The 25,471-nt window shown below is 70.5% G+C and carries 23 protein-coding genes; 11 read left to right on the top strand and 12 right to left on the bottom strand.

Annotation, left to right across the window (positions count from 1 at the left end; genetic code table 11):
* Window position 1: 1 nt before the first annotated feature.
* The 6 genes from D9598_RS12520 to D9598_RS12495 form a co-directional block, all read right to left on the bottom strand.
* Window positions 2-475 (bottom strand): ureidoglycolate lyase, encoded by a 474-nt coding sequence (locus tag D9598_RS12520; protein ID WP_198366846.1) that lies wholly within the window; start codon window positions 473-475, stop codon window positions 2-4.
* Window positions 472-1,290, bottom strand: a complete 819-nt coding sequence (locus tag D9598_RS12515) for an ABC transporter permease (protein ID WP_198366845.1) — start codon at window positions 1,288-1,290, stop codon at window positions 472-474. The genes D9598_RS12520 and D9598_RS12515 overlap by 4 nt, the downstream gene beginning before the upstream one ends.
* Window positions 1,283-2,113 (bottom strand): ABC transporter permease, encoded by an 831-nt coding sequence (locus D9598_RS12510; RefSeq protein WP_198366844.1) that lies wholly within the window; start codon window positions 2,111-2,113, stop codon window positions 1,283-1,285. The genes D9598_RS12515 and D9598_RS12510 overlap by 8 nt, the downstream gene beginning before the upstream one ends.
* Window positions 2,110-3,138 (bottom strand): extracellular solute-binding protein, encoded by a 1,029-nt coding sequence (locus D9598_RS12505; protein WP_198366843.1) that lies wholly within the window; start codon window positions 3,136-3,138, stop codon window positions 2,110-2,112. Before D9598_RS12505 ends, D9598_RS12510 begins: the two co-directional genes overlap by 4 nt.
* Window positions 3,135-4,247, bottom strand: coding sequence for an ABC transporter ATP-binding protein (locus D9598_RS12500; protein ID WP_198366842.1), 1,113 nt, complete (start codon window positions 4,245-4,247; stop codon window positions 3,135-3,137). Before D9598_RS12500 ends, D9598_RS12505 begins: the two co-directional genes overlap by 4 nt.
* 76 nt (window positions 4,248-4,323) lie before the next feature.
* Window positions 4,324-5,646, bottom strand: coding sequence for a Zn-dependent hydrolase (locus D9598_RS12495; protein WP_198366841.1), 1,323 nt, complete (start codon window positions 5,644-5,646; stop codon window positions 4,324-4,326).
* A 49-nt stretch (window positions 5,647-5,695) separates the two neighbouring features.
* On the opposite strand from D9598_RS12495, the gene D9598_RS12490 reads away from it, so the two are divergent.
* Window positions 5,696-6,589 (top strand): polysaccharide deacetylase family protein, encoded by an 894-nt coding sequence (locus tag D9598_RS12490; RefSeq protein WP_232477162.1) that lies wholly within the window; start codon window positions 5,696-5,698, stop codon window positions 6,587-6,589.
* A gap of 164 nt (window positions 6,590-6,753) precedes the next feature.
* Window positions 6,754-7,941: a fatty acid desaturase gene (locus tag D9598_RS12485; RefSeq protein WP_198366840.1), complete on the top strand. Its 1,188-nt coding sequence runs from the start codon at window positions 6,754-6,756 to the stop codon at window positions 7,939-7,941.
* Window positions 7,942-7,975: 34 nt separating this feature from the next.
* Here the strand turns inward: D9598_RS12485 and D9598_RS12480 are convergent, their stop codons facing one another.
* The 6 genes from D9598_RS12480 to D9598_RS12455 all read right to left on the bottom strand — a co-directional run bounded on the left by D9598_RS12480 (window position 7,976) and on the right by D9598_RS12455 (window position 15,107).
* Window positions 7,976-9,337, bottom strand: a complete 1,362-nt coding sequence (locus D9598_RS12480) for a sensor histidine kinase KdpD (protein ID WP_198366839.1) — start codon at window positions 9,335-9,337, stop codon at window positions 7,976-7,978.
* A 5-nt stretch (window positions 9,338-9,342) separates the two neighbouring features.
* Window positions 9,343-10,536 (bottom strand): FIST signal transduction protein, encoded by a 1,194-nt coding sequence (locus tag D9598_RS12475; RefSeq protein ID WP_198366838.1) that lies wholly within the window; start codon window positions 10,534-10,536, stop codon window positions 9,343-9,345.
* Between the two features lie 177 nt (window positions 10,537-10,713).
* On the bottom strand, window positions 10,714-11,697 hold the full coding sequence (locus D9598_RS12470; protein WP_198366837.1) for an ABC transporter permease: 984 nt from the start codon (window positions 11,695-11,697) through the stop codon (window positions 10,714-10,716).
* A complete protein-coding gene (locus D9598_RS12465; RefSeq protein WP_198366836.1) occupies window positions 11,694-13,232 on the bottom strand; it encodes a sugar ABC transporter ATP-binding protein in 1,539 nt (512 codons plus the stop codon). The genes D9598_RS12470 and D9598_RS12465 overlap by 4 nt, the downstream gene beginning before the upstream one ends.
* A gap of 6 nt (window positions 13,233-13,238) precedes the next feature.
* Complete coding sequence (locus tag D9598_RS12460; protein ID WP_198366835.1) at window positions 13,239-14,195, bottom strand: sugar-binding protein; 957 nt, start codon at window positions 14,193-14,195, stop codon at window positions 13,239-13,241.
* A 141-nt stretch (window positions 14,196-14,336) separates the two neighbouring features.
* A complete protein-coding gene (locus D9598_RS12455; RefSeq protein WP_198366834.1) occupies window positions 14,337-15,107 on the bottom strand; it encodes an SDR family NAD(P)-dependent oxidoreductase in 771 nt (256 codons plus the stop codon).
* 167 nt (window positions 15,108-15,274) lie between these two features.
* On the opposite strand from D9598_RS12455, the gene D9598_RS12450 reads away from it, so the two are divergent.
* The 9 genes from D9598_RS12450 to D9598_RS12410 all read left to right on the top strand — a co-directional run bounded on the left by D9598_RS12450 (window position 15,275) and on the right by D9598_RS12410 (window position 25,455).
* On the top strand, window positions 15,275-16,186 hold the full coding sequence (locus tag D9598_RS12450; protein ID WP_198366833.1) for an ABC transporter permease subunit: 912 nt from the start codon (window positions 15,275-15,277) through the stop codon (window positions 16,184-16,186).
* On the top strand, window positions 16,183-17,490 hold the full coding sequence (gene livM, locus D9598_RS12445) for a high-affinity branched-chain amino acid ABC transporter permease LivM (protein ID WP_198366832.1): 1,308 nt from the start codon (window positions 16,183-16,185) through the stop codon (window positions 17,488-17,490). The genes D9598_RS12450 and livM overlap by 4 nt, the downstream gene beginning before the upstream one ends.
* The gene (locus tag D9598_RS12440; protein WP_304621604.1) at window positions 17,490-18,353 is read left to right on the top strand and encodes an ABC transporter ATP-binding protein; all 864 of its coding nucleotides are present in this window, start codon (window positions 17,490-17,492) and stop codon (window positions 18,351-18,353) included. Before livM ends, D9598_RS12440 begins: the two co-directional genes overlap by 1 nt.
* On the top strand, window positions 18,350-19,063 hold the full coding sequence (locus D9598_RS12435; RefSeq protein ID WP_198366831.1) for an ABC transporter ATP-binding protein: 714 nt from the start codon (window positions 18,350-18,352) through the stop codon (window positions 19,061-19,063). Before D9598_RS12440 ends, D9598_RS12435 begins: the two co-directional genes overlap by 4 nt.
* A gap of 141 nt (window positions 19,064-19,204) precedes the next feature.
* Window positions 19,205-20,329 carry a branched-chain amino acid ABC transporter substrate-binding protein gene (locus D9598_RS12430; RefSeq protein ID WP_198366830.1) on the top strand — a complete coding sequence of 375 codons (1,125 nt, stop codon included), beginning with the start codon at window positions 19,205-19,207 and terminating at the stop codon, window positions 20,327-20,329.
* 141 nt (window positions 20,330-20,470) lie between these two features.
* Window positions 20,471-21,331, top strand: a complete 861-nt coding sequence (locus D9598_RS12425; RefSeq protein WP_198366829.1) for a neutral zinc metallopeptidase — start codon at window positions 20,471-20,473, stop codon at window positions 21,329-21,331.
* A complete protein-coding gene (gene pdxA / locus D9598_RS12420) occupies window positions 21,331-22,377 on the top strand; it encodes a 4-hydroxythreonine-4-phosphate dehydrogenase PdxA (protein WP_198366828.1) in 1,047 nt (348 codons plus the stop codon). The genes D9598_RS12425 and pdxA overlap by 1 nt, the downstream gene beginning before the upstream one ends.
* Before the next feature lie 5 nt (window positions 22,378-22,382).
* On the top strand, window positions 22,383-23,105 hold the full coding sequence (locus D9598_RS12415) for a pyridoxine 5'-phosphate synthase (RefSeq protein WP_198366929.1): 723 nt from the start codon (window positions 22,383-22,385) through the stop codon (window positions 23,103-23,105).
* Window positions 23,106-23,388: 283 nt separating this feature from the next.
* Window positions 23,389-25,455 (top strand): sensor histidine kinase, encoded by a 2,067-nt coding sequence (locus tag D9598_RS12410; protein ID WP_198366827.1) that lies wholly within the window; start codon window positions 23,389-23,391, stop codon window positions 25,453-25,455.
* The last annotated feature ends 16 nt before the right edge of the window (window positions 25,456-25,471 follow it).

Below are 25,471 nucleotides of genomic sequence, written 5' to 3'. Positions count from 1 at the left end.
GTCAGTCCAGGTCCAGGGTGAAGGGTTCGACGGGGACGAATTCCTCATCCCCCGGCCCGCCATCGCGCCACATGAAGACGGCGAAGCGGGCCGGCGCGCCGAACACCGTCATGCCGTGATGCCAGACATTGATGCCATAGGTGACGGCCTGGCCCGGGCCGGGCAGGAAGGCGCGCGCCCTGGCCATGTCCGGTCCGCCATCCGCGCCATGCGGCGCCACCAGCACCAGCCAGGCGGCGGCGCCGAGCGGAACGAAGCTCTGCGACGAGAACTCGTGCCGCTCCATCGCCTCGACACGCAGCCGCCGCGCGGGCTCGGGCTCCTTGCAGGACAGTGACAGGCTGGGCCAGGCGCCGGCCCGGCCATTGGCCAGCGCCGCCTCGTAGTAGAGGCGGCCGGCGGCCTCCGGCACCGTCAGCACCTCGCCGAAGGGCGCGAAGGCCTCGGCGGTCAGGGGTTCGGGCTTCAGCGTCATCCGGCCATCCTGCGGACCAGGCCCACGGCGCGGTCCATCACCACGAGAAGAAGGAAGGCGACAGCCACCAGCACGCCGGAGGCCGCCGCGACGCGCACGTCGAGCGAGGTCTCCATCATGCCCCACATGCGGATCGGCAGCATGTCCGTCTCCGCCGAGGAGAGGAAGAGGGAGACCGGCACATTGTCGAGCGAGGAGACGAAGGCGAGGAAGGCCCCCGCGGCCACGCCCGGCATGATCAGGGGCAGCACGACGCGCCGGAAGGTGCGCCAGGGCGAGGCGCCGAGGATGGCGCTGCTCTCCAGCAGGGCGGGATCGAGCCCCGCCGCGCTGGCGCCGATGGTGCGCAGCGCGAAGGGCGTCGCGATCATCGCATGGCCGGCGACCAGCAGCCCGAAGGACGGCGGCTGCCGCAGCCAGGAGAAGAACATCAGCGTCGCCAGGCCATAGGCGATGCCGGGCAGCACCAGCGGCGCCATGAAGCCGCCTTCCGCCATGCGCGCCCAGGTGGCGCGGGAGCGGGAGATGGCCAGCGCCGCGCCGGTCGCCAGGGCGGTGGAGAGCGCGGCCGTGCAGGCGGCGACGGCCAGGGAATTGCCGGCGGCGACATGGATCTGCGCCGAGCGCGCGGGGTCGAAGAGGTCGGCGTACCAGCGCAGGGTCAGGCCCGGCGGCGGAAAGCGCAAGGCCTGCGAGGTGGTGAAGGAGGTGAGCAGCACGATCAGCACCGGCCCGATGAGGATCAGCAGCCCGATCGCGGCCAGGGCCAGGATCAGCAGGGCCAGCGGCTTGTCGCGGGCGGCGAATCTAGACATGCGCGGCCTTCCTTCCCACTGCCGAGAGCGCCGCCGCGACGGCCAGCACCGAGGCCATCAGCGTCAGCGCCAGGGCCGCCGCGAGGGGCCAGTTGAACACCACCATGGCCTGCTGCCAGACCAGCGACGGGAGATAGGCCAGCCGGCCGCCGCCGATCACCGACTGCGAGATGAAGGCGGTGGAGGCACTGGCGAAGACCAGCGTGGCACCGGCCAGCAGGCCGGGCAGCGCCATCGGCAGCACGACACGGCGCAGCGTGCGGAACAGCGAGGCGCCGAGCGAGGCCGAGGCGTCGAGCAGCGCCGGGTCGATGCGTCCGAGCGAGGCGATCAGCGGCAGCAGCATCAGCGGCATCTCGATCTGCGTCAGCGCCAGGATCAGCCCGGGTTCGGTCTGCAGAAGCGGGATGGGCGCGCTGGTCAGACCCGTGGAAAGCAGCGTGCTGTTGATGACGCCCTCCCGCCCCAGGATGACGATCCACGCGAAGGTCCGCACCACCACCGAGGTCAGCAGCGGCAGCACGGCGGCGAGCAGGATGATCCGCTTGAGGGCCGGCCCCGCCACCATGTGCAGCAGCGCCAGGGGCACCGCGAAGAGCAGGGTGGCGAGCACGGTGAGGGCGCCGAGGCGCAGCGTGTTCAGAACCGCCTGGCGGTGGAAGGAATCGCCCAGCACGTCGCGCCAGGCCGCGAGGCTGGCAGTGTCGAGATTCTCGTCCGTCGCGAGGGAGGTCGCCGCCAGCAGCAGCAGCGGCGAGAGGAAGAACAGCAGCTGCGCCAGGGCGAGCGGCAGCGCGAGCCGCCACGCGCCCCGCTCGCTCACTTGGCCATCTCGCGGTTGAAGCGGTCGATCCAGCGCGGCCGCTGCGGATTGATCTTGGTCCAGTCATGCGTGACGAAGGTCCTGAGGTCGTCGATCGACTTCATCGGCACGTCGGCGCCCGGCTTCACCTCGGTGTTGACCGGCACGAAGAAGTACGGCGCCTGCGACAGCGCCGACTGCACCGGCGTGCTGATCATCGTGTCGATGTACTGGTAGGCGGCGTCGATGTTCTTGCTGCCCCTGGCGATGTGCATCGTGGTGCCGAAGGCGGCAGCGCCGCTCTCCGGCACCGCGAACTCGATGTCCACGCCACGCGACTTCAGCAGCGTCACCGTATAGGTGTTGGTGTACATCAGGCCGATCTGTCCCTGCTGGAACAGGCCCGGCATGGCGGCCGGCTGCGCCACGGCGGCGACATCGGGCAGGATCTTGCGCAGCGCCTCGAAGAGCGGTTCCATGTTCTCCTCGGAGCCGCCGACGGACTTGGCCATCTCGATCAGCGAGATGGTGCCGAAGGTGGTGCCGAAGCCGGTCAGGCCGAGCTGCTTCGCGTATTCGGGCCTGAACAGGTCCGCCCAGCCCTTCGGCTTCTCCATCTTCTTCGGATTGTAGGCGATGCCGACGACCTGCGCCGCGACCCCGGCGCCCACCGCGTCCGCGTAGCCGGCGGGCAGCTTGCCGCGGTTGCTCAGGCGGCTCGGATCGAAAGGCTCGAAGAGCTTCAGGTCCATGCCGCTGACGCGTGGGCCGGGATCGAGCACGAAGACATCGAAGGGCGCGACCCCGCGCGCCGCGCGCGCCTTGGCGATCTGGTCGACGGCGAAGAGCGGCTCGAAGGCCACGTCGACGCCGTGGTTCTGCTTCAGCGCCGGCGCCAGCACGGCCCGCAATGCCTCGTCCCAGCCGCCCGGATAGACCGCGGCGGTCATGCTGCCGGCGGCCCGCGCCGGCCCGGCCGGCAGGGCGGCGGCGCCCAGCAGCCCGAGGGTGGCGCTCAGGGCGTGGCGGCGGCTCATTTCGATCATGTCGCGTCTCCAACGGGGAAAAGGGCCGGACGGGCGCCGGGCGAGAGGCCGATGCGCACCGGTCCGGGCGAGGGCGGCGCGCCGTGTCGCGCCTGGTGCAGCTTGAGTTCGGTGTTGCCGGCCTCGACGTCGTGCACGAGGGCCGGGCCCAGCGGGAGTGAAAGGCGCAACCGCGCCGGCCAGCTCCCGGCTGTCTCCGGCGCGTCCGGATGCAGCATGAGATGCTCGGGCCGCGCGCTGAGCAGCACCCGTTCGCCCAGGGCGAAGCCGCGCTGGCTGGGCACCGTGACCGTGGCGCCGACATCGAGGCGGATGCGGTAATCCTCGCCCTGCCGCGCCTCGATCTTGCCATGCAGCCGGTTGCTGGTGCCGACGAAGCCGGCGACGAAGGGCGTGGCGGGAGTGTCGTAGACCTCCGCGGGCGCCGCCACCTGCTCCACCTGGCCGCGGTTCATCACCGCCATGCGGTCGGCCATGCTCATCGCCTCGTCCTGGTCGTGCGTGACCAGCACGGCGGTGACGCCGAAGCGGCGCTGGATGCGCTTGATCTCGAGCTGCAGGTCCAGCCGCAGGGCGCGATCGAGCGCGGCGAAGGGCTCGTCGAGCAGCAGGATGCGCGGTTCGGTGGCCAGTGCGCGGGCCAGCGCCACGCGCTGCTGCTGCCCACCCGAGAGCGCGCGCGGGCGCCGCTCGCCGAACGCCTCCATGCGAACGGCGGCGAGCGCCGCCTCGACGCGGCGGACGATCTCCGCCTTCGGCCGGCCCCGGGCTTCCAGTCCGTAGGCGACATTCTGCGCCGCCGTCATGTGGGGGAAGAGGGCGTAGGACTGGAAGACGATGCCCACGCCACGGCCGCCGGGCGGCAGGTGATCGATCGGGCGGCCATCGACCAGCACGCGCCCGGCATCGGCGCGGATGAAGCCGGCGACCGTGCGCAGCAGCGTTGTCTTGCCGCAGCCGGAGGGGCCGAGCAGAGCCAGGATCTCGCCGGGCTCCACGGTGAGGGTCACGCCATCCACCGCGGTCGCGCTGCCATAGCGCACGCGGATTCCGTCCATGTCGAGACGATGGCCGGCGGTGGACGTTTCGATCGGAGAGGTCTTCAGCATCGCGCTCGTCGGCAGCAAGAGTTGTGCCAGCGACAGAAGTTCCGCCACGGGCAAGAATTCCGCCACGGTGTCGCGATCAGGCGAGAAGCTCCTCCAGCGCGCCTGTCAGCACGGCGAGGCCGGCGGCGAGGTCGGCCATGTCGAGCGTCTCGTCCGGATTGTGGCTGCCGTTCTCGTTGCGCAGGAACAGCATGGCGGAAGGAATGCCCAGCCCGGCGAAGGTGGCGCAGTCGTGCCCGGCGCCCGAGGCCATGCGCATCATGCCTGTCCCCGTCCGCTCGCCGGCGCGCCAGAGGATGTCCTGAATGCGCGCATCCATCCGGGCGGGCGCGGCATGGGTGCCGGGGCCGAGGTCGAAGCGCACGCCGCGCTCCGCCTCCAGCCGCGCCGTCTCCTCCCGCAGCCAGCGGTCGGTCTCCGCCAGCAGGGCGGCATCCTCGCTGCGGATATCGAGGCTGAAGCGCAGGAAGCCCGGCACCTTGGTCGGCGCCTGGTGGGCCGGATCGGTCGCCAGGATGCCCGCGGTGCAGACCAGGTCGGCCCCGGCCCGCTCCATCTCGATCCAGCGGCGCTCCAGCGCGGCGATCAGCGCGACGCCGGCCAGCGCGGCGTCGCGCCGGAAGGCCCTCGGCACGGCGCCGGCATGGGTATGTTCCCCGCTGACGCTGGCGCGCGGATAGCGCAGGCTGCCGCGGATGCCGGTGACGATCCCCACCGGCAGCCCGGCCGCGACCAGGGCGGGCCCCTGCTCAATATGCGGCTCCAGGAAGCAGGCGATGCGCGCCGGGTCCATCAACGCGCGGCCCTCGCGGATCGGCGTCGGGTCGAGCCCCTCCTCGATCATGTGTTCGGCGAGGGTGCGGCCCGTGTCGGCGCGGCGCAGCTGGTCCGGCGTCTCGGGTGGCAACAGGCCGAACAGCGCGCGGCTGCCGAGATAATGCGCCGCGAACCAGCACATTTCCTCGGCACGGATACCCAGGATGATGAGATCGCGGGCAGTCCGCGCCCCCTTGCGCCGGAGCCGGGCGGCGGCGGCGAGGCCCATGACCACCCCGGCGGCACCATCGTAATTGCCGCCATGCGGCACGCTGTCGAGATGCGAGCCGATCACCACCGCCGGCAGATCACGATCCTGACCCGGCAGGGTCATCCGCAAGGTGCCGATGGCATCGACGGCGACCTCCAGGCCAAGGGTGGCGGCGGCCTCGGCCATCAGGGCGTGGGCGACGCGCTCGCCGGGACCGAAGGAGGCGCGGGTCACGCCCGGCGCATCCAGGCTGGCGGCGCGCAGCCGTGCCAGGAGGGTTTCGGCGAGGGCGGATTCGGGAGCGATGTCGCAGGGCATGGCGCCGCGTCTTGCATCGCCCGTGCCAGGGCGGGCGGCCTCGCGGGCCGCCATTGGCCCCAGCCTTGCCAGGGCGGGGCCACCTCACGGAAGGAGATCCCGCATGACCCGCGACATGATCGGCTATGGCGGCCAGTGGCCTGACCTGCGCTGGCCCAACGGCGCCCGCCTCGCCGTCTCGGTGGTGGTGAACTTCGAGGAGGGCGCCGAGCAGCAGGTCGGCGATGGCGACGCGCAATGCGAGCGGATGGGCGAGGTGATCAGCGTCGTGCCGGCGGGCCGGCGGGACATCGGGCAGGAGCAGATCTTCGCCTACGGCACCCGCGCCGGCCTCTGGCGGATGCTCGATTCGCTGCGGCGCCACAAGGTGCCGGCCACCTTCCTGATGTGCGGGCGGGCCGTGGCCCGGGCACCGGCCCTGGCCCGCGCCGTGACCGAGGCGGGGCATGAGGCGGCGGCGCACGGCTGGCTGTGGCGACCGCATGCGGACTACACCTCGGCCGCCGAGGAGGCCGCGGACCTGTCGCGCACCGCGCGCGCCATCGAAGACGCTACCGGGACGCGTCCCATCGGCTTCTTCTGCCGCGGATCCGAGAGTCCCTGGACTCGGGAGCTACTGCGGGACCAGGGATATCTCTATATTTCCAATGCCTTTGACGATGACTTGCCCTACCGCGACAGCAACCGGCCGGGCCTCATGGTTATTCCTTACGCGCTCGATACAAACGACATGAAATTCTTCCATCCCAATGGATTTGTTCGATCTGTTGAGATGCTCGATTATATTTCGGACGCGCTGGAGGTGCTTCTGCGCGAGGGCGAGGAAGGGAAACCCCGGCTGTTGAATATCGGCTTCCACCTTCGGATCTGCGGCCGGCCGGGGCGCTTTCCCGCCTTCGAGGGCACCCTTGCCAGGCTCGCGGCCCTGGGTGACAGGGTATGGCTGGCCCGGCGGGCGGAGATCGCGGCCCACTGCGCCCTTACCCTGCCGGGTTGAAAACCGACAGATTGCACCATTTTTCGTCTCAAAGGCTTTGGTAAGTCTAAATGACTGCACAGTAATAAAATCAAGTCAGAATTCCTTGTTCGGGCGATAAAGACAGCGCACCCCGAAATACTCGGGCGCAGCGAACCAATCCGCCTCAGAAGAGGAAATTCGACATGAAGCTCAATCGAATCAACGTGCCGACCGGGGTCTCGCTGCAGTCCGTGCCAGGCCTGCGCGAGGATCCGCGCGCGGCCATGGCGCAGCGTCTGCCTGCTGCCCTGCAGCCCTTCCTGACCTGGCTGACCGCCAAGCCGGCCCCTGGCGAGGCCGCCCGGGAAATTCCGGCCCGGCGCTACGTCGCCGGCGGCCTGGCCTGGATGGCCGCGGGATGCGCCCTGAGCGCCACGGCGCTGCTCGCCGCGCTGCCCTGGCCCGTCGCCCTGCTGATGCTGGCCGCCGGCCTGACCGCCACCAGCTCCGGCCTTGGCCTCTACCAGGTCGTCATCTTCCATCACTGCTCGCACGGCACGGTGTTCCGGTCGCGTGAGCGGAACCGTCAGGTCGGGCGCCTGGTTTCGGCGCTGCTGCTGTTCACCCGCTTCGAGGACTATCAGCGGGACCACATGATGCATCACAGCGCCAACAAGCTGCTGACGGATGAGGACGAGTTCACCGGCTTCGTCTTCGGTGTCTGCGGCCTGGAGCCCGGCGTGCCGAAGCGCGAGTTGTGGCGCCGGGTGGTGATGAACCTGATCTCCCCCGCCTTCCACGCCCGCTTCCTGCTGCGCCGCGTCAAGGCCGCCATGTTCAGCGGCGATCGCCAGCATGACTGGATGGCTCGCGCCGGCCTGGCGCTGCCGTTGCTGGTCGCCGCGGCCACGGGCGCCTGGGGTGCCGTGCTGGTCGCCTGGTTCCTGCCGCTGACCATCCTGCTGCAGATCGCGACGGTCTTCCGCATCCTCTGCGAGCACCGCTTCCCCGATGTCGCGCTGATCGAGGCGCGCGGCAAGGCCTTCGTCTGCGCCTCCACCGTCGGCGTCTTCCCCGGCGCCCTGCCGCCCGAGGCGCCGGCGACGAGCCTGCGCGGCGCCCTGGCCTGGACCGGCTGGTGGGCGCGGATGCTGACCGCCGTCCTGTTCAGCCGTGTTTTCGTGCTGGTGGGCGACGCGCCCTGCCACGACTTCCATCACCGCCGTCCGGCGACCCGCAAGTGGACGGATTACGCCCGTGCCCGGCAGCAGGACGAGGATGCCGGCTCCCCGGGCTTCCCCATGAACTACAGCGAGAACTGGGGGCTGATCCATGCCGTCGACCGCAACCTGGCCACTCTCGCCGCGACGCCGCCCGGGGCCGTGGCCTGAGCCGGAAGGGGGCCCGGACGCCCGGCCCCTGCCCTCAGGGCTTGGCGGAGGGGGGCGCCGCGCCGCGGTGCAGCGCCTCCTCCGGCAGGCTGATCCAGACGCAGGTGCCGGCATCGCGCGCGCTCTCGATGGTCAGCTCCCCGCCATGGGCCCGGACCAGCCCCCGCGCGATCGGCAGGCCGAGGCCCGTGCCGGGCGAGGAGCGGCTGAACTTGTTGTCGAGCTGCTGGAAAGGCTCGAGGGCGCGCGGAATGTCCTCGGCGAGCATGCCGATGCCGGTGTCGCGCACGCAGAGCCGGATGCCCTCCGCCTCCGGCGCGACCTCGACCCGGACCTTGCCTCCGGCCGGGGTGAAGCGGATGGCGTTGCTCAGCAGGTTGTCGAGGATCTGGCGGAACCGCGTGCGGTCCACCTTCAGCCAGAGCGGCTCCTCGCCGAGCTGGCTGCCCAGGGAGATCCCGCGCTCGGCGGCGAAGGCCGTGGCGGCGCCCAGGCTTTCCTGCACCATGTCCTCCAGCCGCGCCCAGCGCAGCGACAGCGAGGTGCGGCCGCGCGCCAGGCTGGAATAGTCCAGGATCTCGTTGATCAGGGCCAGAAGGTGGTTGGCCGAGGTCAGGATGTGGGTGTTGTACTGGCCGATCTGCTCGGGCGTCGGATTGAAGGTCGAACCCGTGGCCATCATCTCCGAGAAGCCGATGATGGCGTTGAGCGGCGTGCGCAGCTCATGCGTCAGCGTCGCCAGGAAGCGCGAGCGGGTGGAGCTGGCCTCCTCCGCCATGCGCCGCGCCTCGCGCATCTCGACCTCGGCCCGCTTGCGCAGCAGGATGTCGATATAGACCGAGAGCGCCCCCTCGACGATCTCCTGATCCGCCTCCTCGAAAGGCCGGCTGACATTGCTCTCGCTCTGGTTGCCGAGAATGAGGGCGAGGCCCGAGGTCGCGTCGTAGGCCCACAGGATGTAGGGCAGCCGCAGGATGGCGGTGAGTTCATAGGCCGGCGGCTCGATCCGGCTGCGCGAGGTGGTGAAGAAGAAGCCGGGCGTGGCGGGCAGGCTGACCGGCGCCGGCAGCTCGCCGCCAAGGCCGAGCGCATGGGTCACGGTGAAATGCCCGCTTCCGGGCCTGTCCTCCCGCAGCAGCGCGGCACGGTCGCACATGGTGTTGTCGAGCAGGATGGCGAGCATCGGCCCGCCCAGCGCCTCGGGCGACGTGCTGTGGTCGATCAGCCGATAGGCCTCCCGGATCAGCTTGGCCACGGTGCGGCTGCGCCGCGCCTCGCGGAAGGCCTGGCTCTGCTCCTCCTGCAGGCTGAGGAGACGGGCGCCCAGCATGTTGCATTCGCGGCGGTAGTAGGCGAGTTCGCGCTCGAGCTGCCCGGCCTTGCCGCTCTGTGGCATGACGTTCATCGAGGGCGGCGGCGCAGGATGGCCAGCACGCCAGTCCAGTCCAGCGGGCGGGAATAACCCTGGAACGGCGCGATCTCCACGCCGGAATAGAAGCCGGCGAAAGGCACCGGCAGGTCGAGCCCCTTGACGACCATCTCCGCCTCCTCCCGGAAGGCACCGCTGCGGGCGCTCGCCCGGCCGGCGCAGTCGATGTAGAGAGCCAACTGGTTGTCGTCCTCCCTCACGGCCTCGCGCAGGGAGGCCACGCCGTGCCGGACGGATTCCAGCATCAGGGAATTGTCCCGCGCCATGATCTGCACCTGCGCGCCGGTGAAGAAGTCGGGCTCGAACAGGGTCACGGACCCATTGGACGGGCTGGCGCGCAGGATCAGCCGGTTCACATAGGCGTTCTCGTCATAGGGGGCGAAGGGATCGCCCTGCTTCTGGCCGAGCGTGGCCAGCAGGGACAGCTCCTGGCCCTGGGACTCTCCAAGCTGCAGTCCCAGCATGCGCTCGATCACCACCAGGGCGGGCTCCCCGTCCAGCTCGTAGACATCCGCTCCGTCGATCCGGGTGATCTCCATGAAGGTGCTCACCGGCCGACAGCCGTGCAGGATCTCGCACACCACCTCGATCTCGGGCGGGAAGACCAGGGCCACCGCCAGATGGTGGCGGACCCGGTCGCCATCCAGCACCCAGCCATCGGAGAGATTCATGTCGGTCAGCAGGCCACCGCCGAAGAGGCGGACCTGGCGATCGCTCAGCCCGGCATGGAAACCGCTGACGATCTGGCTGGCCGGGTGCAGCCGCAGCGGCGGCCGGCTGGCGACGCTGTCGTACAGCAGCAGCACGGCGGCGTCCTCGGAGGCCAGATCGGCCACGCGCCGCCCCAGGCGCTCCCCCGCCGTCACCTCGTCCGGCGCCATCTCCTCGATGAGGATACGGGGCGTGACCCAGCCGGAGAAGGCGATCACCACGAGTTCCAGGCCGCTGTAGCCGATCCCCTGCCGCGTGATGCCCCCGGCGGAGGCGCCGCCCACCACGGGCACGTCGGAGAGGCTCTCCTTGAGCACGACCATCACCGTTTCCGGATCCAGTTTGCCGCCGCAGAAGACGAGCAGCAGATCAGGTTGCCGGGCCCGGAGGGCGTCGGCACAAAGGCGGGCAGCAATGCGGGGGTCACTGTGGCGAGAGTAGGTGACCTCTATCAAGGTACGCGCTCCTGGGGCAGGCCTTGCCTGTAAGCACAACTATACCGCAGGGGCGAGAAATCCTATGCTCTTTTGCTGGCCACTATCCTGAAATCACTTTTCCGTGACGGTCTCGGCTGACATAAACCTCCGGTCTCCATCAATACTGTTTCAGCACCCTATGGTTGTGTAGGTGGATCATTCCGCCGCCGCCGGCTGACTGCGCGTCATCTGGATGCGCTGCCGCCGCAGGCCCAGTTGCCGGTCGGCGATGACGCCCATCAGGATCACCGCCCCCATCACCGCGAAGTTGAGCGAGGAGGGAATGCCCAGGATGTTCACCAGGTTCTGCAGGATCTGCAGCAGGACGGTGCCGAGCACGATGCCGAGGATGCTTCCCTCGCCGCCCCGCAGCGAGCAGCCGCCGAGCACCGCAGCGGCGATGGCGTAAAGCTCGTAGAAGCTGCCGAAGGAGGAGGGGGAGACGGAGCTCGTGTAGAAGACCAGCAGCACGGTGGCCAGCCCCGCCAGGCCGCCGCCCAGCAGATAGGCCCCCATGATGACGCCGTCGGTGTTGATGCCGGAGTGGCGCGCCGCCTCCTCGTTGCGGCCCACCGCGTAGAGATGCCGCCCGAAGACCGTCCTGTGCAGCACCACCGCCATGACGCCGGCGACGAGCAGGAGGATCAGGAAGGGATTGGGGATGCCGAGGCTGCGGCCCGAGGCCAGCCAGGCGAGGGTGTCGAGCTCGGCCCCCGCATAGCCGAAGCCGATGGTGGAATCCTGCGTGTAGTAGCGGGCGATGCCGCGATAGATCAGCAGGCCGCAGAGCGTGACGACGAAGGGCTGCAGCTTCAGCCGCGTCACCAGGAGCCCGTGCAGCAGACCCAGCACCAGCCCCGCCCCCAGCACCGCCAGCACCGCCAGCGGCCAGGCCAGCTCGAAGTTCACCAGCAGATCGACCAGCACCACGCCGAGCAGCGCAAAGATCGAGCCGACCGAGAGGTCGATGCCGCCGGTGATGATGATCAGCCCCTGGCCGATGGCGAAGATGCCGAAGAGGCCGATCAGATTGGCCATGTTCAGCAGGTTCACCCCGGACAGGAAGAGCGGGTTGAGCGCCGCGGTGATGCCGCCGATCACGATCAGCAGCAGGGCGAGGCCGATTTCCTTCTTGCTCATGCCGGCAGGCTCTCCTGTTGTCCGGCGGCGTCCGGCGCCGGCACTTCCCCGATGGCCAGCCGCAGCACCGCCTGCTCGCTGAAGCCCTCCCGCTCCAGGCCGCCGCTGATGCGGCCCTCATGCATCACCAGGATGCGGTCGCTGACGCCCAGCACCTCCTCCATGTCGCTGGAGATCATCAGGATGGCGACGCCGCGATCGGCCAGGGCGCGCATCAGGGCATAGATCTCTCCCTTGGCGCCGACATCGATGCCGCGCGTCGGCTCGTCGAGCAGGATGACGCGCGGCGCCATGCTGAGCCACCTGGCCAGCACCACCTTCTGCTGATTGCCGCCGGAGAGGTCGCCGACCCGCGCCGCGGAGTCGGGCGCCCTGATGCGGAGGGCCGCCCGCTGCGCCTCGCTGGCCGCCCATTCCGCCGCGCGCCGGATCAGGCCGAAGCGCGCATAGGCCGGCGCGCTGGCCAGGGTGACATTCTCGACGATCGGCATGTCGAGCACCAGGCCATCCCGCTTGCGGTCCTCGGGCACCAGATAGATCCCGGCCTCCACCGCCTCCCGCGGGGAGGCCAGGCGCAGCGGCCGCCCGTCCAGAAGGACCGCCCCGCCCAGCGGCGGGTCCAGGCCGAAGAGGCTGCGCGCCAGGGAGGTCCGGCCGGCACCGACGAGTCCGGCCAGGCCGAGGATCTCGCCGGGCCTGACATGGAGGTCCACCGCCTGCCCGGGAAAGGCCGGCGTGACCAGGCCGCGCGCCTCCAGCCCGCCCGCCCCGGCCGCCCGGCCCGGCGGCGCGTAGAGCGCGCGCAACTCGCGCCCGATCATCAGGCGGATCATCGCCGCATGGGCGATCTCCTCGCGCGGCAAGGCACCGGCCAGCCGCCCGTCGCGCAGGCAGACGACCCGGTCGGCGCAGTCGATGATCTCGCCCAGCCGGTGGGTGATGTAGATCAGGCCGGTGCCACCCGTCCGCAGTTCCTTCACCACGGACAGCAGCCGCGCCGTTTCCGACAGGGTCAGGGAGGAGGTCGGCTCGTCCAGGATGATGATGCGCGCCTCGGCGGCCAGCGCGCGGGCGATCTCCACCAGCTGCCGCTGCGCGATGGACAGCTCCGCCACGGGCGTCTCCGGCGCGAAGTCGGCGCCGAGCCGCCGCAGCAGCGGCGCCACCCGCGCCGCGGCGGCACGGCGGTCGAGCAGGCGCAGCGGCCCGCCCCGCACCGACTCCCGGCCGAACAGCACATTGCCGGCGACATCGAGATTGTCGAAGAGGTTGAGCTCCTGATGCACGAAGGCGATGCCGGCGGCGCTTGCCTCGGCGACGCTGAGCGAGGCGCGATCCCGGCCGGCGATCCGGATGCGGCCCTCGCTGGGCGGCAACACGCCGCCCAGGATCTTCATCAGCGTGGACTTGCCGGCGCCGTTCTCGCCGATCAGACCCAGCACCTCGCCGGCCTCGAGGCACAGGTCGACGCCGTCCAGCGCGCGGACACCGGGATAGCTCTTCCCGATGCCCTTCAGTTCCAGCAGCGGCGCCACGGGCGCTCAGCGCCCGCGCAGCAGTTCGCGCATCTGGGCCTGGAACTCGGCGACGTTGGACTTGTCGATGATCCGGGTGGGAATGATGATCTGCTTGCTGGCGGGAATGAAGCCACGGTCGTTGTTCAGATACCGCACCATCCCGACCATGCTCTGGTAGCCGAACTCGAAGGGCTGCTGCACGACGGTGGAGAGGATCGTGCCATCGGCGACCCCGCGCAGCGTCAGCGCGTCCTCGTCGAAACCCACGACCTGCACCTTGCCCTCCCGCCCGGCCGCCTTCACGGCCTGGTAGATCTGCGGCGTGTTGTAGGCCCAGAGGCCGACCAGCAGATCGATGTCGCTGTAGCGGGCGAGCGTGTCCTCGACATTGCGCTTGGCGCGGGCGATGTCGGATTCATCGGTGCGGATGTCGACGACCTGGATCTGGCTGCCCTGCAGAGCCTCGCGGATTCCCTGCACGCGCTCGCGCGCATTGTCGGCATCCATGGTGCCGACGAAGAGCATGGCCTTGCCGCCCTTCGGCAGGGCACGCTTCATCTGGGCCCCGGCCTCGCGGCCGGCGGCGACGTTGTCGGTACCGATATAGACGGCGCGGTTGCTGTTCGGCGCGTCGGAATCGCTGGTGAAGAGCACGGCCTGCGCCGCGGCGCGGTTCAGCATCTCGGTCGAATTGGCCGGGTTGATCGGCGAGATGGCGATGCCGGCGACGCGGCGCGCCAGCAGCTCGTCGACGATGCGGCGCTGCTCGGCGGCGCTGGCCTGCCCGGGCACGATCATCTCCATGGCGAAGTCGGGATGCTCGCGATTGGCCTTCTCGATGCCGCGCCGGCAGATGGTCCAGAAATCCGCGGAAACATTGACGACGAAGGCGAGGCTGCGCTTCTCCTGCGCGCCCGCGCCGCGCGGCAGGCCGGCCAGGGCCAGCGCCGCCGGCGCCGCCAGAATTGAACGACGCTTCATATCCGCTCCTGTCGGTTCCTCCGGACTCCGTGCGGGGCACGCAGTCCTCAGCCTCGTTGGCCGGGCTGTTGCGCCGAGGCTAGCAGAGGCGCCGAGCCGGCGGGCAGGCGTCGCGCCCCGCCTACACGAAGCTGTGATGCCTCACGTCCATCCGCCATCCACCACGAATTCCTGCGCCGAGCACATCGCCGAAGCGTCGGAGGCCAGGAACAGCGCCATCTCGGCGATATGCTCCGGCATCACCCGGCCGGCCAGCGCCTGCCCCGCCTCGATCTCCTTCTCGGCGGCCGGCGTCACCCAGAGGCGAAGCTGCCGCTCCGTCATGACCCAGCCGGGCACCAGCGTGTTGACGCGGATGCCCTGCTTGCCGAAGTCCCGCGCCAGGCCGCGCGTCAGGCCGTGGATCGAGGCCTTGGCCATGGTGTAGGCCGGCATGCCGCCCTGCCGGAGCTTCCAGCTCACCGAACCGAAGTTGACGATGGAGCCGCCGTCGGCACGCCGCATCTGCGGCAGCACGGCCTGGGCGGCGAAGAAGACCGGGCGCTGGTTCACCGCCATGCGGTCGTCCCAGTACTCGGGCGTGACGCGTTCCACGGCGTGGCGCTCGTCATGCGCCGCGTTGTTGAGCAGCACGGTGATGTCGCCATGCCGCCCGCCGGCCCGCTCCACGGCCGCGCGCAGCGCCCCGATGTCGCGTAGATCGCAGGGGATGAAGAGCGGAGGGTGCTCGACCTCGTCCTCCCGGCAGGATTCGACGAGGGCCTTGCTCTCGTCGAGCGCGATGTCCACGAAGGCCACGCGACTGCCCTGCAGGGCGAAGGCGCGTGTCAGGGCGGCGCCGATGCCGCTGCCGCCGCCGGTGATGAAAACGCTGCGCCCGGCGAGGTCCGGATAGACGGCCTTGGGTTGCATGTCGGTGATCCTTGCGCTTCCCCCGAGACCGCAGGGTGGGCCGTCGACGCCGCCCGGCGCAAGCCCCCAGGCAGTAGTCTCCAGTCGGCCCCGATCTTTGTCTTGGCTTCCCGGGCCGAGCGAAGATAGGCTCGGCGCGGGTGATGCGAATCACGAGGAGGAGCCGCTTGGCCTATGCGCTTCAGCAGCTGATCAACGGCATCTCCCTCGGGATGATCTATGGCCTGATCGCCGTCGGCTACACCATGGTCTACGGCATCATCGGCATGATCAACTTCGCTCATGGCGACATCTTCATGATCGGCGCCTTCCTGTCGCTGATCTTCCTGCTCCTCGTCACCGCCGGCGGGCTCGACGGCGCCGCCGCCATCCTCCTGGTCCTGGTCCTCTCCATGGCCTTCACCGCGCTCTACGGCTGGACGGTCGAGCGGATCGCCTACCGGCCGCTGCGCGGCTCCTTCCGCCTAGCGCCGCTGATCTCGGCCATCGGCATGTCGATCGTCCTGCAGAACTACGTCCAGGTCAGCCAGGGCGCCCGGGTGAAGCCGATGGAGCCGCTGGTGCGCGGCGGCATCACCGTCATGCGGGACGGCGATTTCGCCGTCCAGCTCTCCACCATGCAGATGCTGATCGTCGCGGTCACGCTGTCGGTGCTGGCGGTCTTCACCTGGCTGGTCACCCGCACGCCGCTCGGCCGCGCCATGCGCGCCTGCGAGCAGGACCGCCGGATGGCCAGCCTGCTCGGCATCGACACCGACCGCACCATCAGCATCACCTTCGTCATCGGCGCCGCGCTCGCCTCGGTGGCCGGCACCATGTACCTGCTGCGCTATGGCGTGATCGATTTCTACATCGGCTTCCTGGTCGGCGTGAAGGCCTTCACCGCCGCCGTGCTGGGCGGCATCGGCAGCCTGCCGGGCGCCGTCCTGGGTGGCCTTCTGATCGGCCTGATCGAGACCTTCTGGTCGGCCTACTTCAGCGTGCAGTACAAGGATGTCGCGGCCTTCTCGATCCTGGTCCTGACGCTGGTGCTGATGCCCACCGGCCTGCTCGGGCGGGCGGAGGTGGAGAAGGTATGACGGCACCGGCGGCGCGGCCGGCCCTCGCGCCGGCGCTCAGGGATGCCGCCCTGGCCGCCCTCATCGCGCTCGGCCTCTTCCTGCCGCTGGTCGGTCTCCGCACCGATGTCGGCCCGGGCGGCGGCCTCTTCCTGCGGACCCGCTGGCCGGATGTCGCGCTGCTGGTCGGCGTCGTCTTCCTCGGCCGGCTCGCCGCGCGCCTCTGGCAGGACTGGCGCGCGGCGCGGCGCGGCGCATCGCTGCCGAAGCGGCTGGCGGGCCCGCTGTCCCGCTCGGGCCGTCTGGTCGCGCCCCTCCTGCTCGCCTTCGCCCTGCTGCTGCCGGTCATTCCGGGCATCGGCCGCTACGAGCTCGATCTCGGCATCCTGGTGCTGACCTATGTGATGCTGGGCTGGGGGCTCAACATCGTCGTCGGCCTCGCCGGCCTGCTCGACCTCGGCTATGTCGCCTTCTACGCCGTTGGCGCCTACTCCTATGCGCTGCTGGCGCAGGCCTTCGGCCTTTCCTTCTGGATCTGCCTGCCGCTCGCCGGCCTCCTCGCGGCCTTCTGGGGCATCCTGCTCGGCTTCCCGGTGCTGCGGCTGCGCGGCGACTACCTGGCCATCGTCACCCTGGCCTTCGGCGAGATCATCCGGCTCGTGCTGCTGAACTGGGTCTCACTGACCGGCGGCCCCAACGGCATCTCCGGCATCCCGCGCCCCAGCTTCTTCGGCCTTTCCTTCTCGGCGGGCGGTGGTCCGGGCAGCTTCGCCGACGCCTTCGGCCTGGAGCCGAGCCCGACGCACCGTGTCGTCTTCCTCTATTACCTGATCCTGGCCCTGGCCCTGCTCACCAACTGGGTGACGCTGCGCCTGCGCCGCCAGCCGCTCGGCCGTGCCTGGGAGGCGATGCGCGAGGACGAGGTCGCCTGCCGCAGCCTCGGCATCAACATCACCACGACGAAGCTCACGGCCTTCGCCCTCGGCGCCATGTTCGGGGGTTTCGCCGGCGCCTTCTTCGCCACGCGCCAGGCTTTCATCAGCCCGGAATCCTTCACCTTCATCGAGAGCGCCATCATCCTCGCCATCGTCGTTCTCGGCGGGCTGGGCAGCCAGCTCGGCGTGGCCATCGCAGCACTCGGGCTGATCGGCGGCTTCGAGGTGTTCCGCGACCTGCAGGAGTGGCGCATGCTGGTCTTCGGCGGCGCCATGGTGCTGATCATGATCTGGAAGCCGCGCGGCCTCGTCGGCAGCCGCACGCCCTCCGTCGCCCTGGGACAGCGCCGGACGATCAGCGCCAGCATGGTCGCGGAGGGCCGTGGCTGATGCGGCCGATCCTCTCGGTCGAGGCCCTCACGATGCGGTTCGGTGGCCTGACGGCGGTGCGGGAGGTGTCCTTCGCCGCCGCCACGGGGGCCATCACCGCCGTCATCGGTCCGAACGGCGCCGGCAAGACGACGATGTTCAACTGCATCACCGGCTTCTACCGGCCGAGCGAGGGCAGCATCACGCTGCACCGGCCGGAGCGGCCCGTCGCCCTGCACCGGCTGGCCGGGCACCGCATCGCCCGCGCCGGCGTGGCGCGGACCTTCCAGAATGTCCGCCTCTTCGGCGGCATGACGGTGCTGGAGAACCTTTTGGTGGCGCAGCACCGGCGGCTGATGGCGGCGACGGGCTTCGGCATCGGCGCGGTCCTCGGCCTCTCCGGCTACAGGGCGGCGGAGGCGGCGGCCATCGGCCGCGCCACGGCCTGGCTCGAGGCCTGCGGCCTGCTCGACCGCGCCGACGATCCCGCCGCCAGCCTGCCCTATGGCGCGCAGCGGCGGCTCGAGATCGCACGCGCCATGTGCACGGAGCCCGCGCTGCTCTGCCTCGACGAGCCCGCCGCCGGGCTCAATCCGCGTGAGTCCCTGGCGCTGGGCGCGCTGCTGCGCGCCATCCGTGACGGCCGCGCCGCGGAGGGCGCCTCGCCCTGCTCCATCCTGCTGATCGAGCACGACATGGGCGTGGTCATGGGAATCTCGGACCACATCGTCGTGCTGGACCATGGCAGCAAGATCGCCGATGGCCTTCCCGCCGCGATCCGGGCCGACCCACGCGTCATCGCCGCCTATCTCGGCGAGGGCGAGGGCGAGGACGAGGAGGACGAGGCGGATGCGGGCGCCGCCGGGGACGGACCCGCCGCATGACGCAGCCCCTGCTCGAGATCCGCGAGGTCTCCACCTTCTATGGCGCGGTCGAGGCCCTGAAGGGCGTCTCGCTGCAGGTGGCCGCCGGCGAGATCGTCACGCTGATCGGCGCCAACGGCGCCGGCAAGTCCACCCTGCTGATGACCATCTGCGGCGATCCGCGCGCCCGCTCCGGTCGGATCGTTTTCGACGGGCGGGACATCACCCAGGAGCCGACCCACCGCATCATGCGGAGCGGCATCGCGCAGTCGCCCGAGGGGCGGCGCGTCTTTCCGCGCATGAGCGTCCATGAGAACCTGCTGATGGGCGCGCAGAGCGCCGGTCACGACCCCGGTCCCGGCCTGGAACAGGCCTTCGAGCTTTTCCCCCGCCTCAAGGAACGCGAGGCGCAGCGCGCCGGCACGCTCTCGGGCGGCGAGCAGCAGATGCTGGCCATCGCCCGCGCCCTGATGTCGCGGCCGCGCCTGCTGCTGCTGGATGAGCCCTCGCTGGGCCTGGCGCCGCTCGTCTCGCGGCAGATCTTCACCGCCATCCGCCGGCTGAACGCCGAGACCGGGCTGACCGTGCTGCTGGTCGAGCAGAATGCCAATCAGGCGCTGCGCCTCGCGCACCGGGCCTATGTGCTGGTCACCGGCAAGGTCACGCTCTCGGGCACCGGCCGCGCATTGCTGGCGCGGCCGGAGATCCGCGACGCCTATCTGGGCGGTTGAGCCGGGCGGTTGAGCTGGGCGGTTGACGATCGTTCCTTCCGAGGAACGTGCTGGCGAAGCGTGGCGAAGCCTCATAGGCTCGCCGGGGCGAGGCGGATCGCGGGGCGGCATGCGCCCGCGGCAGGCAAGCGGAGGCAGATCATGGTGCAGCGCAGACAGATTCTCGGCGGTGCGGCGGCTCTTACCGCCCTGGGCATGACCGGTCCGGTGCGCCGGGCCGCGGCGCAGTCGGGCGGTATCCGCATCGCCTCCGTCGGGCCGATGACCGGGCAATACGCCGCCTTCGGCGCGCAGCTCCGCGCCGGGGCCGAGCAGGCGGTGGCCGACTTGAACGCGGCCGGCGGCGTGCTCGGCCAGCAGCTCGCGCTCGAGATCGGCGATGATGCCTGCGATCCGCGCCAGGCGGTCTCGGTGGCCAACCAGATGGCGAGCCGGCAGGTGAAGCTGATCGCCGGGCATTTCTGCTCCGGCTCCTCCATCCCGGCCAGCAAGGTCTATCTGGAGGAGGGCGTGCTGCAGATCAGCCCGGCCTCGACCAATCCGAAGTTCACCGACGAGGGCGGCTGGAACACCTTCCGCACCTGCGGCCGCGACGACCAGCAGGGCATCGTCGCCGGCCAGTACATCGCCAGGACATATGGCGGGAAGAAGGTCGCCATCCTGCACGACAACTCGGCCTATGGGAAAGGACTGGCCGACGAGACGAAGAAGTCGCTGAACGCCGCCGGCATGACCGAGGCGCTCTATGCCGCCTATACCCCCGGCGAGCGCGACTATTCCGCCCTCGTCTCGCGGCTGAAATCCGCCGGCGTCGACGTCATCTATGTCGGCGGCTACCACACCGAGGCCGGTCTGATCCTGCGCCAGGCCAAGGAACAGGGCATGCCGGTGACGCTGATCGGCGGCGATGCGCTGGTGACCAACGAGTTCTGGCAGATCACCGGCGCGGCGGGCGAGGGCACGCTGATGACCTTCTCCTCCGATCCGCGGAAGCGCCCGAGCGCCGCCGAGGTGGTGGGCCGCTTCCGGGCGAGGAACGTCGATCCCGAGGGCTATGTCCTCTACACCTACGCCGCCGTCCAGATCTGGGCGGAGGCGGCGAAGAAGGCCAATAGCACCGATCCCCGCAAGGTGTCGGACGCGCTGAAGGCGGGCGGCCCCTGGACCTGCGTGCTCGGCTCCGTCAGCTTCGACCGCAAGGGCGATGTCACCGTGCCGGACTATGTCTTCTACGTCTGGAAGAATGGCGCCTATGCCGAGGTCTGAGCTTCCCCTCGACCTCCCCCTCTGACCTCCCCCTCTGGCGCAGGGGCCGGCCCGGGGGCAATGTCGCAACCGGCCGGCTCGTGGCACGTTCGCCGCGGGTCGGCGCGGCCGATAGGACGCCAGCGGGAAGGATGACCAGAGATGCGGCTTGATGGGCCGGAGAGCCGGAATGTCGAGGACCGGCGCGGGGCCGGCGGCTTCCGCCGGGGCGGGATCGCCGTGGGGGGCGGGCTGGGCGGCGTCGCCCTGGTGCTGTTGCTGATGTTCCTGGGGGTTGATCCCTCGATCCTGCTGGATGACGGCTCGCTGAACCCGCAGCAGCAGCAGGCGGAGCAGCGGCAGGCCACCCCCTCGGCGGACGATCCCGGCCGCCGCTTCGTCGCCCAGGTGCTGGGCGATACGGAGATGGTCTGGAAGGACCAGTTCCAGAAGATCGGCCGCGCCTACCGCGACCCGGTGCTGGTGCTGTTCAGCGGCGCGACACAGTCCGCCTGTGGCGCGGCCCAGTCGCAGGTCGGGCCGTTCTATTGCCCGAACGACCAGCGCGTCTATATCGACCTCGACTTCATGGCGCAGTTGCAGCGGCAGCTCGGGGCGAATGGCGATTTCGCCGCCGCCTACATCATCGCGCACGAGGTCGGCCATCACGTGCAGAACCAGCTCGGCATCCTGGAGCTGACACGCGGCATGCAGCAGCAGGCGACCGACCGCGCCGAGGCCAATGCCATCCAGGTCCGTGTCGAGCTGCAGGCCGACTGCTTCGCGGGACTCTGGGCGAATCACGCGGAGCGCGCGCGCAGCATCCTCGAACAGGGCGATGTCGAGGAAGGGCTGAATGCCGCGGCCGCCGTCGGTGACGACCGCCTCCAGCGCCGCAGCCAGGGCCAGGTGCAGCCGGAGAGCTTCACCCATGGCTCGTCCGAGGAGCGGATGCGCTGGTTCCGCACCGGCCTGCAGCGCGGCGAGCTGGCGGCCTGCGACACCTTCGCCGGCCTGCGCTGATGCGGCGGCCAGGGGACACCGCACCGCTTCCCCCCACACCGCTTCCCTTGGCGCTCAGCATGGGCGAGCCGGCTGGCATCGGCGGCGAGATCGCGGCGGGAGCCTGGCGGGCCCTGCGGGACGGCGGCCCGGCCTTCTTCCTGGTGGGCGACGCGGCCGTCCTGCCGCCTTCCCTGCCCGTGCGGCGGATCGGCGCCGCGGCGGAGGCGGCGGCCTGCTTTCCGGAGGCCCTGCCGGTGCTGCACCGGCCGCTCGCCGTGCCGCCCGAGCCGGGCCGGCCGGACCCGCGCAACGCCCCGATGGTCATCGGCGCCATCGAGACGGCGGTGCGGCTGGTCCGGCAGGGCGCGGCCGCCGCGCTGGTGACCAATCCGATCCAGAAATCCGTCCTGACCGCCGCCGGCTTCCGCCATCCCGGGCACACCGAGTTCCTGGCCGAGCTGGCGCCGGGCGACGGGCCGCCGGTGATGCTGCTCGCCGCCGCCGGGCTGCGCACCGTGCCGGTCACCATCCATCAATCACTGCGCAGCGCCATCGACAGTCTGGAGCCGGCGCTGATCGAGCGCATCGGCCTCGCGACCGCCGCCGGGCTGCGGCGGTCCTTCGGCATCGCGGCGCCCCGCCTGGCCGTCGCCGGCCTCAACCCGCATGCCGGGGAGGACGGCACCATGGGGCATGAGGACCGCGAGATCGTCGCCCCCGCCATCGCGCGGCTGCGCGCGCGGGGGGTCGATGCCCGCGGCCCCTTCCCCGCCGATACCCTGTTCACGCCGCAGGCGCGGCGCGGCTACGACGTGGCGCTCTGCATGTATCACGACCAGGCGTTGATCCCGGTGAAGACGCTGGACATGGCGGGCGGGGTCAACGTCACCCTCGGCCTGTCCATCATCCGCACCAGCCCCGACCATGGCACGGCGCTGGATATCGCCGGCCAGGGCCGCGCCAGCCCCTCGAGCCTGATCGCCGCCCTGCGCCTGGCCGGGGAGATGGCCCGGCACGCCCACCTTACTTCATCCCTTGGCCCCTCCGAGGAGAGATCCGCGTGAATCCCCTGCGCCTGTCGGTCAATGTCGATCATGTCGCCACGCTCAGGAACGCCCGGGGCGGCCGCTTCCCCTGCCCGGTGGAGGCGGCGCGCTGCTGCATCGGCGCCGGTGCCGACGGCATCACGGTGCATCTGCGCGAGGACCGACGGCATATCCGCGATGAGGATGTGCGGCGCATCCGGGCGGAGCCGGGCCTGCGGTTGAACTTCGAGATGGCGGCAACGCCCGAGATGGTGGGGATCGCGCTCGAATTGCGGCCGGCGGCCTGCTGCATCGTGCCGGAGAAGCGCGCCGAGCTGACCACCGAGGGAGGGCTCGACCTGCGCGCCGCCGGGGCGCCGCTGGCGGAGGCCATCGGAAGGCTGGCCGGCGCCGGAATCGAGGTCGCGGTCTTCGTCGAGCCAGACCCGGAGCAGATCGCCCTCGCCGCCGCCCTGGGCGCGCAGGCCGTGGAACTCCACACCGGCACCTATGCCGATGCGCCGGAGGCGGCGCGAGGGCCGCATCTGGCGCGGCTTCGCGCCGGCGCCGAGGCGGCATCGGCACAGGGCCTGCTGTGCCATGCCGGTCATGGCCTGGACGAGTGCAGCGTGGGAGGGATCGCGGCCCTGCCGCAGATCTCGGAAGTCAGCATCGGCCATTTCCTCATCGGCTCCGCCGTCTTCCATGGGCTGCCCGGCGCCATCGCGCGGATGCGGGCCGCGATGCAGGCGGCCCGAGCCGCCTGATTCCATTATGAAATGGAATCGTTCCTGGCTTGCATACACCCTTTGGTTAAGGGAATATCTGAGATCAGCTTGTAGTTGCATGGGTCCATGGAACCGTTAGTTTTCGAAGCGGCGCTGGCCGATGGCCACAACGGCCTCCCCGCGCCGGTGGCAGCCGGCCGGAGTTCCGGCGCGCCATTGTCCCGGTCCGGCCTGCTCCTGAGAGGGGCCGCCCGGCGACCGATCATGGATCCCGGCCTCCCTGCAGCGCGGTGATGGCGAGGATGGTCGTCGCAGGACGCGTATGAGGCCGCTTCTCTCGCCCGCGGGTCGCTGGCCGCCCCGTGGCCGCCTGTCCATCACCGTGAACCTGCTGCTGCTCTGCGGCAGCCTGCTGATCCCTATCCTCCTGGCCTGCGGCGTCCTGCTGCACGCCTATTTCAGCAGCGAGGAGCGCGGCCTGCGGACCACGGCCGCGGACCATGTGCAGAACATCCTCTCGGTGCTGGATTCCACATTGGGTGGCCATCTGCGCCTGCTGGAGGTCCTGGCCGGGCATCCCTCGCTGGATGATCTGGGTATGGGGGCCGACCTCGCCCCCTTCGCCCGGCAGGCGGCGACGGTCGCGACCCTGACCGGCCCCGCGCGGATCATCCTGCGCGATCCGGCCGGCGGGCTGATCTTCAACAGCTCCCCCTCCCCGCAGGCCCTGCCCGAGTTCCAGGAAAGCCGGGACAGCCCCTATGTGGGCGATCTGCTGGTGACGCGGGCGGGGGAATACGTCTTCCCCATCACCGTGCCGGTCATCCGGAACGGCCTGCCCAGAGCCTACCTGACCCTTCTCACCCCCATCGATGTGCTCTACCGCAGCCTGAGCAAGCTGGCGCTTCCAGGCCGCTGGGTGGCGACGATCTTCGATAAGCACAGCCACGTCATGGCGCGCAGCCAGCACCATGACGAGTTCCGCGGCTACCGTCTGTCCGAGGAGGTGCAATCCCTCTTCAGGAGTTCCGCCGGCACCGTCCCGGTGCCCTCGCTCACCGGCGAGGATTCCCTGGTGGCCTTCCGCCGCTCGCCGCTCACGGGCTGGCGGGTGCACATCACCCTGCCGTACCAGCCGACCGAATCTCCGCTCCTGGCGTCCATCCGCCTGCTCGGACCGGCGGTGGCCTGGATCGCCGGCCTGGCGATGCTGATGGCCTGGCTCTTCGCGCGCCGCATCGCCCGGCCGGTCGAGGGGCTGAGACAGATGGCCCGCGACATGGGGCGGGGGCGCCGCCTGAGGCCGCCGCCGATGTATGTGCGGGAGCTGGCCGAGGTGGCCTCGGCCATGGTCGCGGCCAGCATCAACCTGCACCGCCGGCAGAAGGCCCTGGCGGAGAGCGAGGGGCGGCTCAGCCGCGCGCTCTCCGCCGCCCGCATCGCGGCCTGGGAATGGGAGCTGGGCTCCGACAGCCTCACCGGCTCGCCGGGGCGCGAGGCGCTGTTTGGCCGGGTGCCCGGCGCCCTGGGCACGATGAGCCGGCTGCTGGAGACCGTCCATCCCGAGGATGTGGCGCAGCAGCGCGTGGCGCTGATGGAGGCTGCGGACCCCGCCGGCCCCGGAATGCACGAGATGCTCTATCGCGTCGTCTGGCCGGACGGCCGGACCCGCTGGCTGCACAGCCAGGGCGCGGTGGTGGACCGCACCGCCAACGGCGCGGCCCTTCGCATGAGCGGCGTGGTCATGGACGTCACCGCCACGCAGGAAGCGGCCGAGCGGGAGAAGATGCTGAGCAGCGAGGTGGACCACCGCGCGCGCAATGTCCTGGCCGTCGTGCAATCGGTGCTGCGCATGAGCCGGGCCGAGAGCAGCGGCGACTTCGCCGCGACCGTGCGGGGGCGGGTGTCCGTCCTGGCCAGGGTGCATACGCTCCTGGCGCGCGATCGCTGGCTCGGCAGCGATCTTCAGTCCGTGGCGCGGGAGACGCTGCTCGCCGAGCTCGATCCCGCCCAGTTGACGATCCAGGGCGAGGCGCACGCCATCGTGCCGATCGCGGTCCAGCCGCTGGCCATGGCTCTGCACGAGCTGGCCACCAACGCGCAGCGGCATGGCGCCCTCTCGACGCCGCAGGGCCGTGTCAGCCTCGGCTGGCGCATCGAGGACGCGCAGCTGGAGATGCTCTGGATCGAACGGAGCGGCCCGAAGTCACCGGCCGCCCCGCCCCGGCGCGGCTTCGGCCTGAAGATGGTCGAAGGCGCGATCACCCACCAGCTGGGCGGCAGGGTGGAGATGCGCTGGCAGGAGGAAGGACTGATCTGCACGATCCGCCTGGATGCCCCGCGCGTCCTGCTTCAGGTTCCGGAACCCGCGGTGCCGCAGGCGGTTTGAGCGGGTGCTCCCGCCG

This window comes from Roseomonas sp. KE0001, assembly GCF_016107285.1.
In the GTDB taxonomy this organism is placed as follows: domain Bacteria; phylum Pseudomonadota; class Alphaproteobacteria; order Acetobacterales; family Acetobacteraceae; genus Pseudoroseomonas.
Note: the sequence above shows the minus strand (reverse complement) of the source record. Positions and strands in the feature narration are given on the sequence as shown.

Bases quoted from the DNA above. Each gene is read 5' to 3' on its own strand.
- pdxA (WP_198366828.1), top strand. From the start codon at position 21,331: ATGCGGCGGCCAGGGGACACCGCACCGCTTCCCCCCACACCGCTTCCC.
- D9598_RS12480 (WP_198366839.1), bottom strand. From the start codon at position 9,337: ATGCCACAGAGCGGCAAGGCCGGGCAGCTCGAGCGCGAACTCGCCTAC.
- livM (WP_198366832.1), top strand. From the start codon at position 16,183: ATGACGGCACCGGCGGCGCGGCCGGCCCTCGCGCCGGCGCTCAGGGAT.
- D9598_RS12425 (WP_198366829.1), top strand. From the start codon at position 20,471: ATGCGGCTTGATGGGCCGGAGAGCCGGAATGTCGAGGACCGGCGCGGG.
- D9598_RS12505 (WP_198366843.1), bottom strand. From the start codon at position 3,138: ATGATCGAAATGAGCCGCCGCCACGCCCTGAGCGCCACCCTCGGGCTG.
- D9598_RS12455 (WP_198366834.1), bottom strand. From the start codon at position 15,107: ATGCAACCCAAGGCCGTCTATCCGGACCTCGCCGGGCGCAGCGTTTTC.
- D9598_RS12500 (WP_198366842.1), bottom strand. From the start codon at position 4,247: ATGCTGAAGACCTCTCCGATCGAAACGTCCACCGCCGGCCATCGTCTC.
- D9598_RS12430 (WP_198366830.1), top strand. From the start codon at position 19,205: ATGGTGCAGCGCAGACAGATTCTCGGCGGTGCGGCGGCTCTTACCGCC.
- D9598_RS12440 (WP_304621604.1), top strand. From the start codon at position 17,490: ATGCGGCCGATCCTCTCGGTCGAGGCCCTCACGATGCGGTTCGGTGGC.
- D9598_RS12515 (WP_198366845.1), bottom strand. From the start codon at position 1,290: ATGTCTAGATTCGCCGCCCGCGACAAGCCGCTGGCCCTGCTGATCCTG.
- D9598_RS12495 (WP_198366841.1), bottom strand. From the start codon at position 5,646: ATGGCGGCCCGCGAGGCCGCCCGCCCTGGCACGGGCGATGCAAGACGC.
- D9598_RS12470 (WP_198366837.1), bottom strand. From the start codon at position 11,697: ATGAGCAAGAAGGAAATCGGCCTCGCCCTGCTGCTGATCGTGATCGGC.
- D9598_RS12460 (WP_198366835.1), bottom strand. From the start codon at position 14,195: ATGAAGCGTCGTTCAATTCTGGCGGCGCCGGCGGCGCTGGCCCTGGCC.
- D9598_RS12520 (WP_198366846.1), bottom strand. From the start codon at position 475: ATGACGCTGAAGCCCGAACCCCTGACCGCCGAGGCCTTCGCGCCCTTC.
- D9598_RS12435 (WP_198366831.1), top strand. From the start codon at position 18,350: ATGACGCAGCCCCTGCTCGAGATCCGCGAGGTCTCCACCTTCTATGGC.
- D9598_RS12410 (WP_198366827.1), top strand. From the start codon at position 23,389: ATGAGGCCGCTTCTCTCGCCCGCGGGTCGCTGGCCGCCCCGTGGCCGC.
- D9598_RS12485 (WP_198366840.1), top strand. From the start codon at position 6,754: ATGAAGCTCAATCGAATCAACGTGCCGACCGGGGTCTCGCTGCAGTCC.
- D9598_RS12490 (WP_232477162.1), top strand. From the start codon at position 5,696: ATGACCCGCGACATGATCGGCTATGGCGGCCAGTGGCCTGACCTGCGC.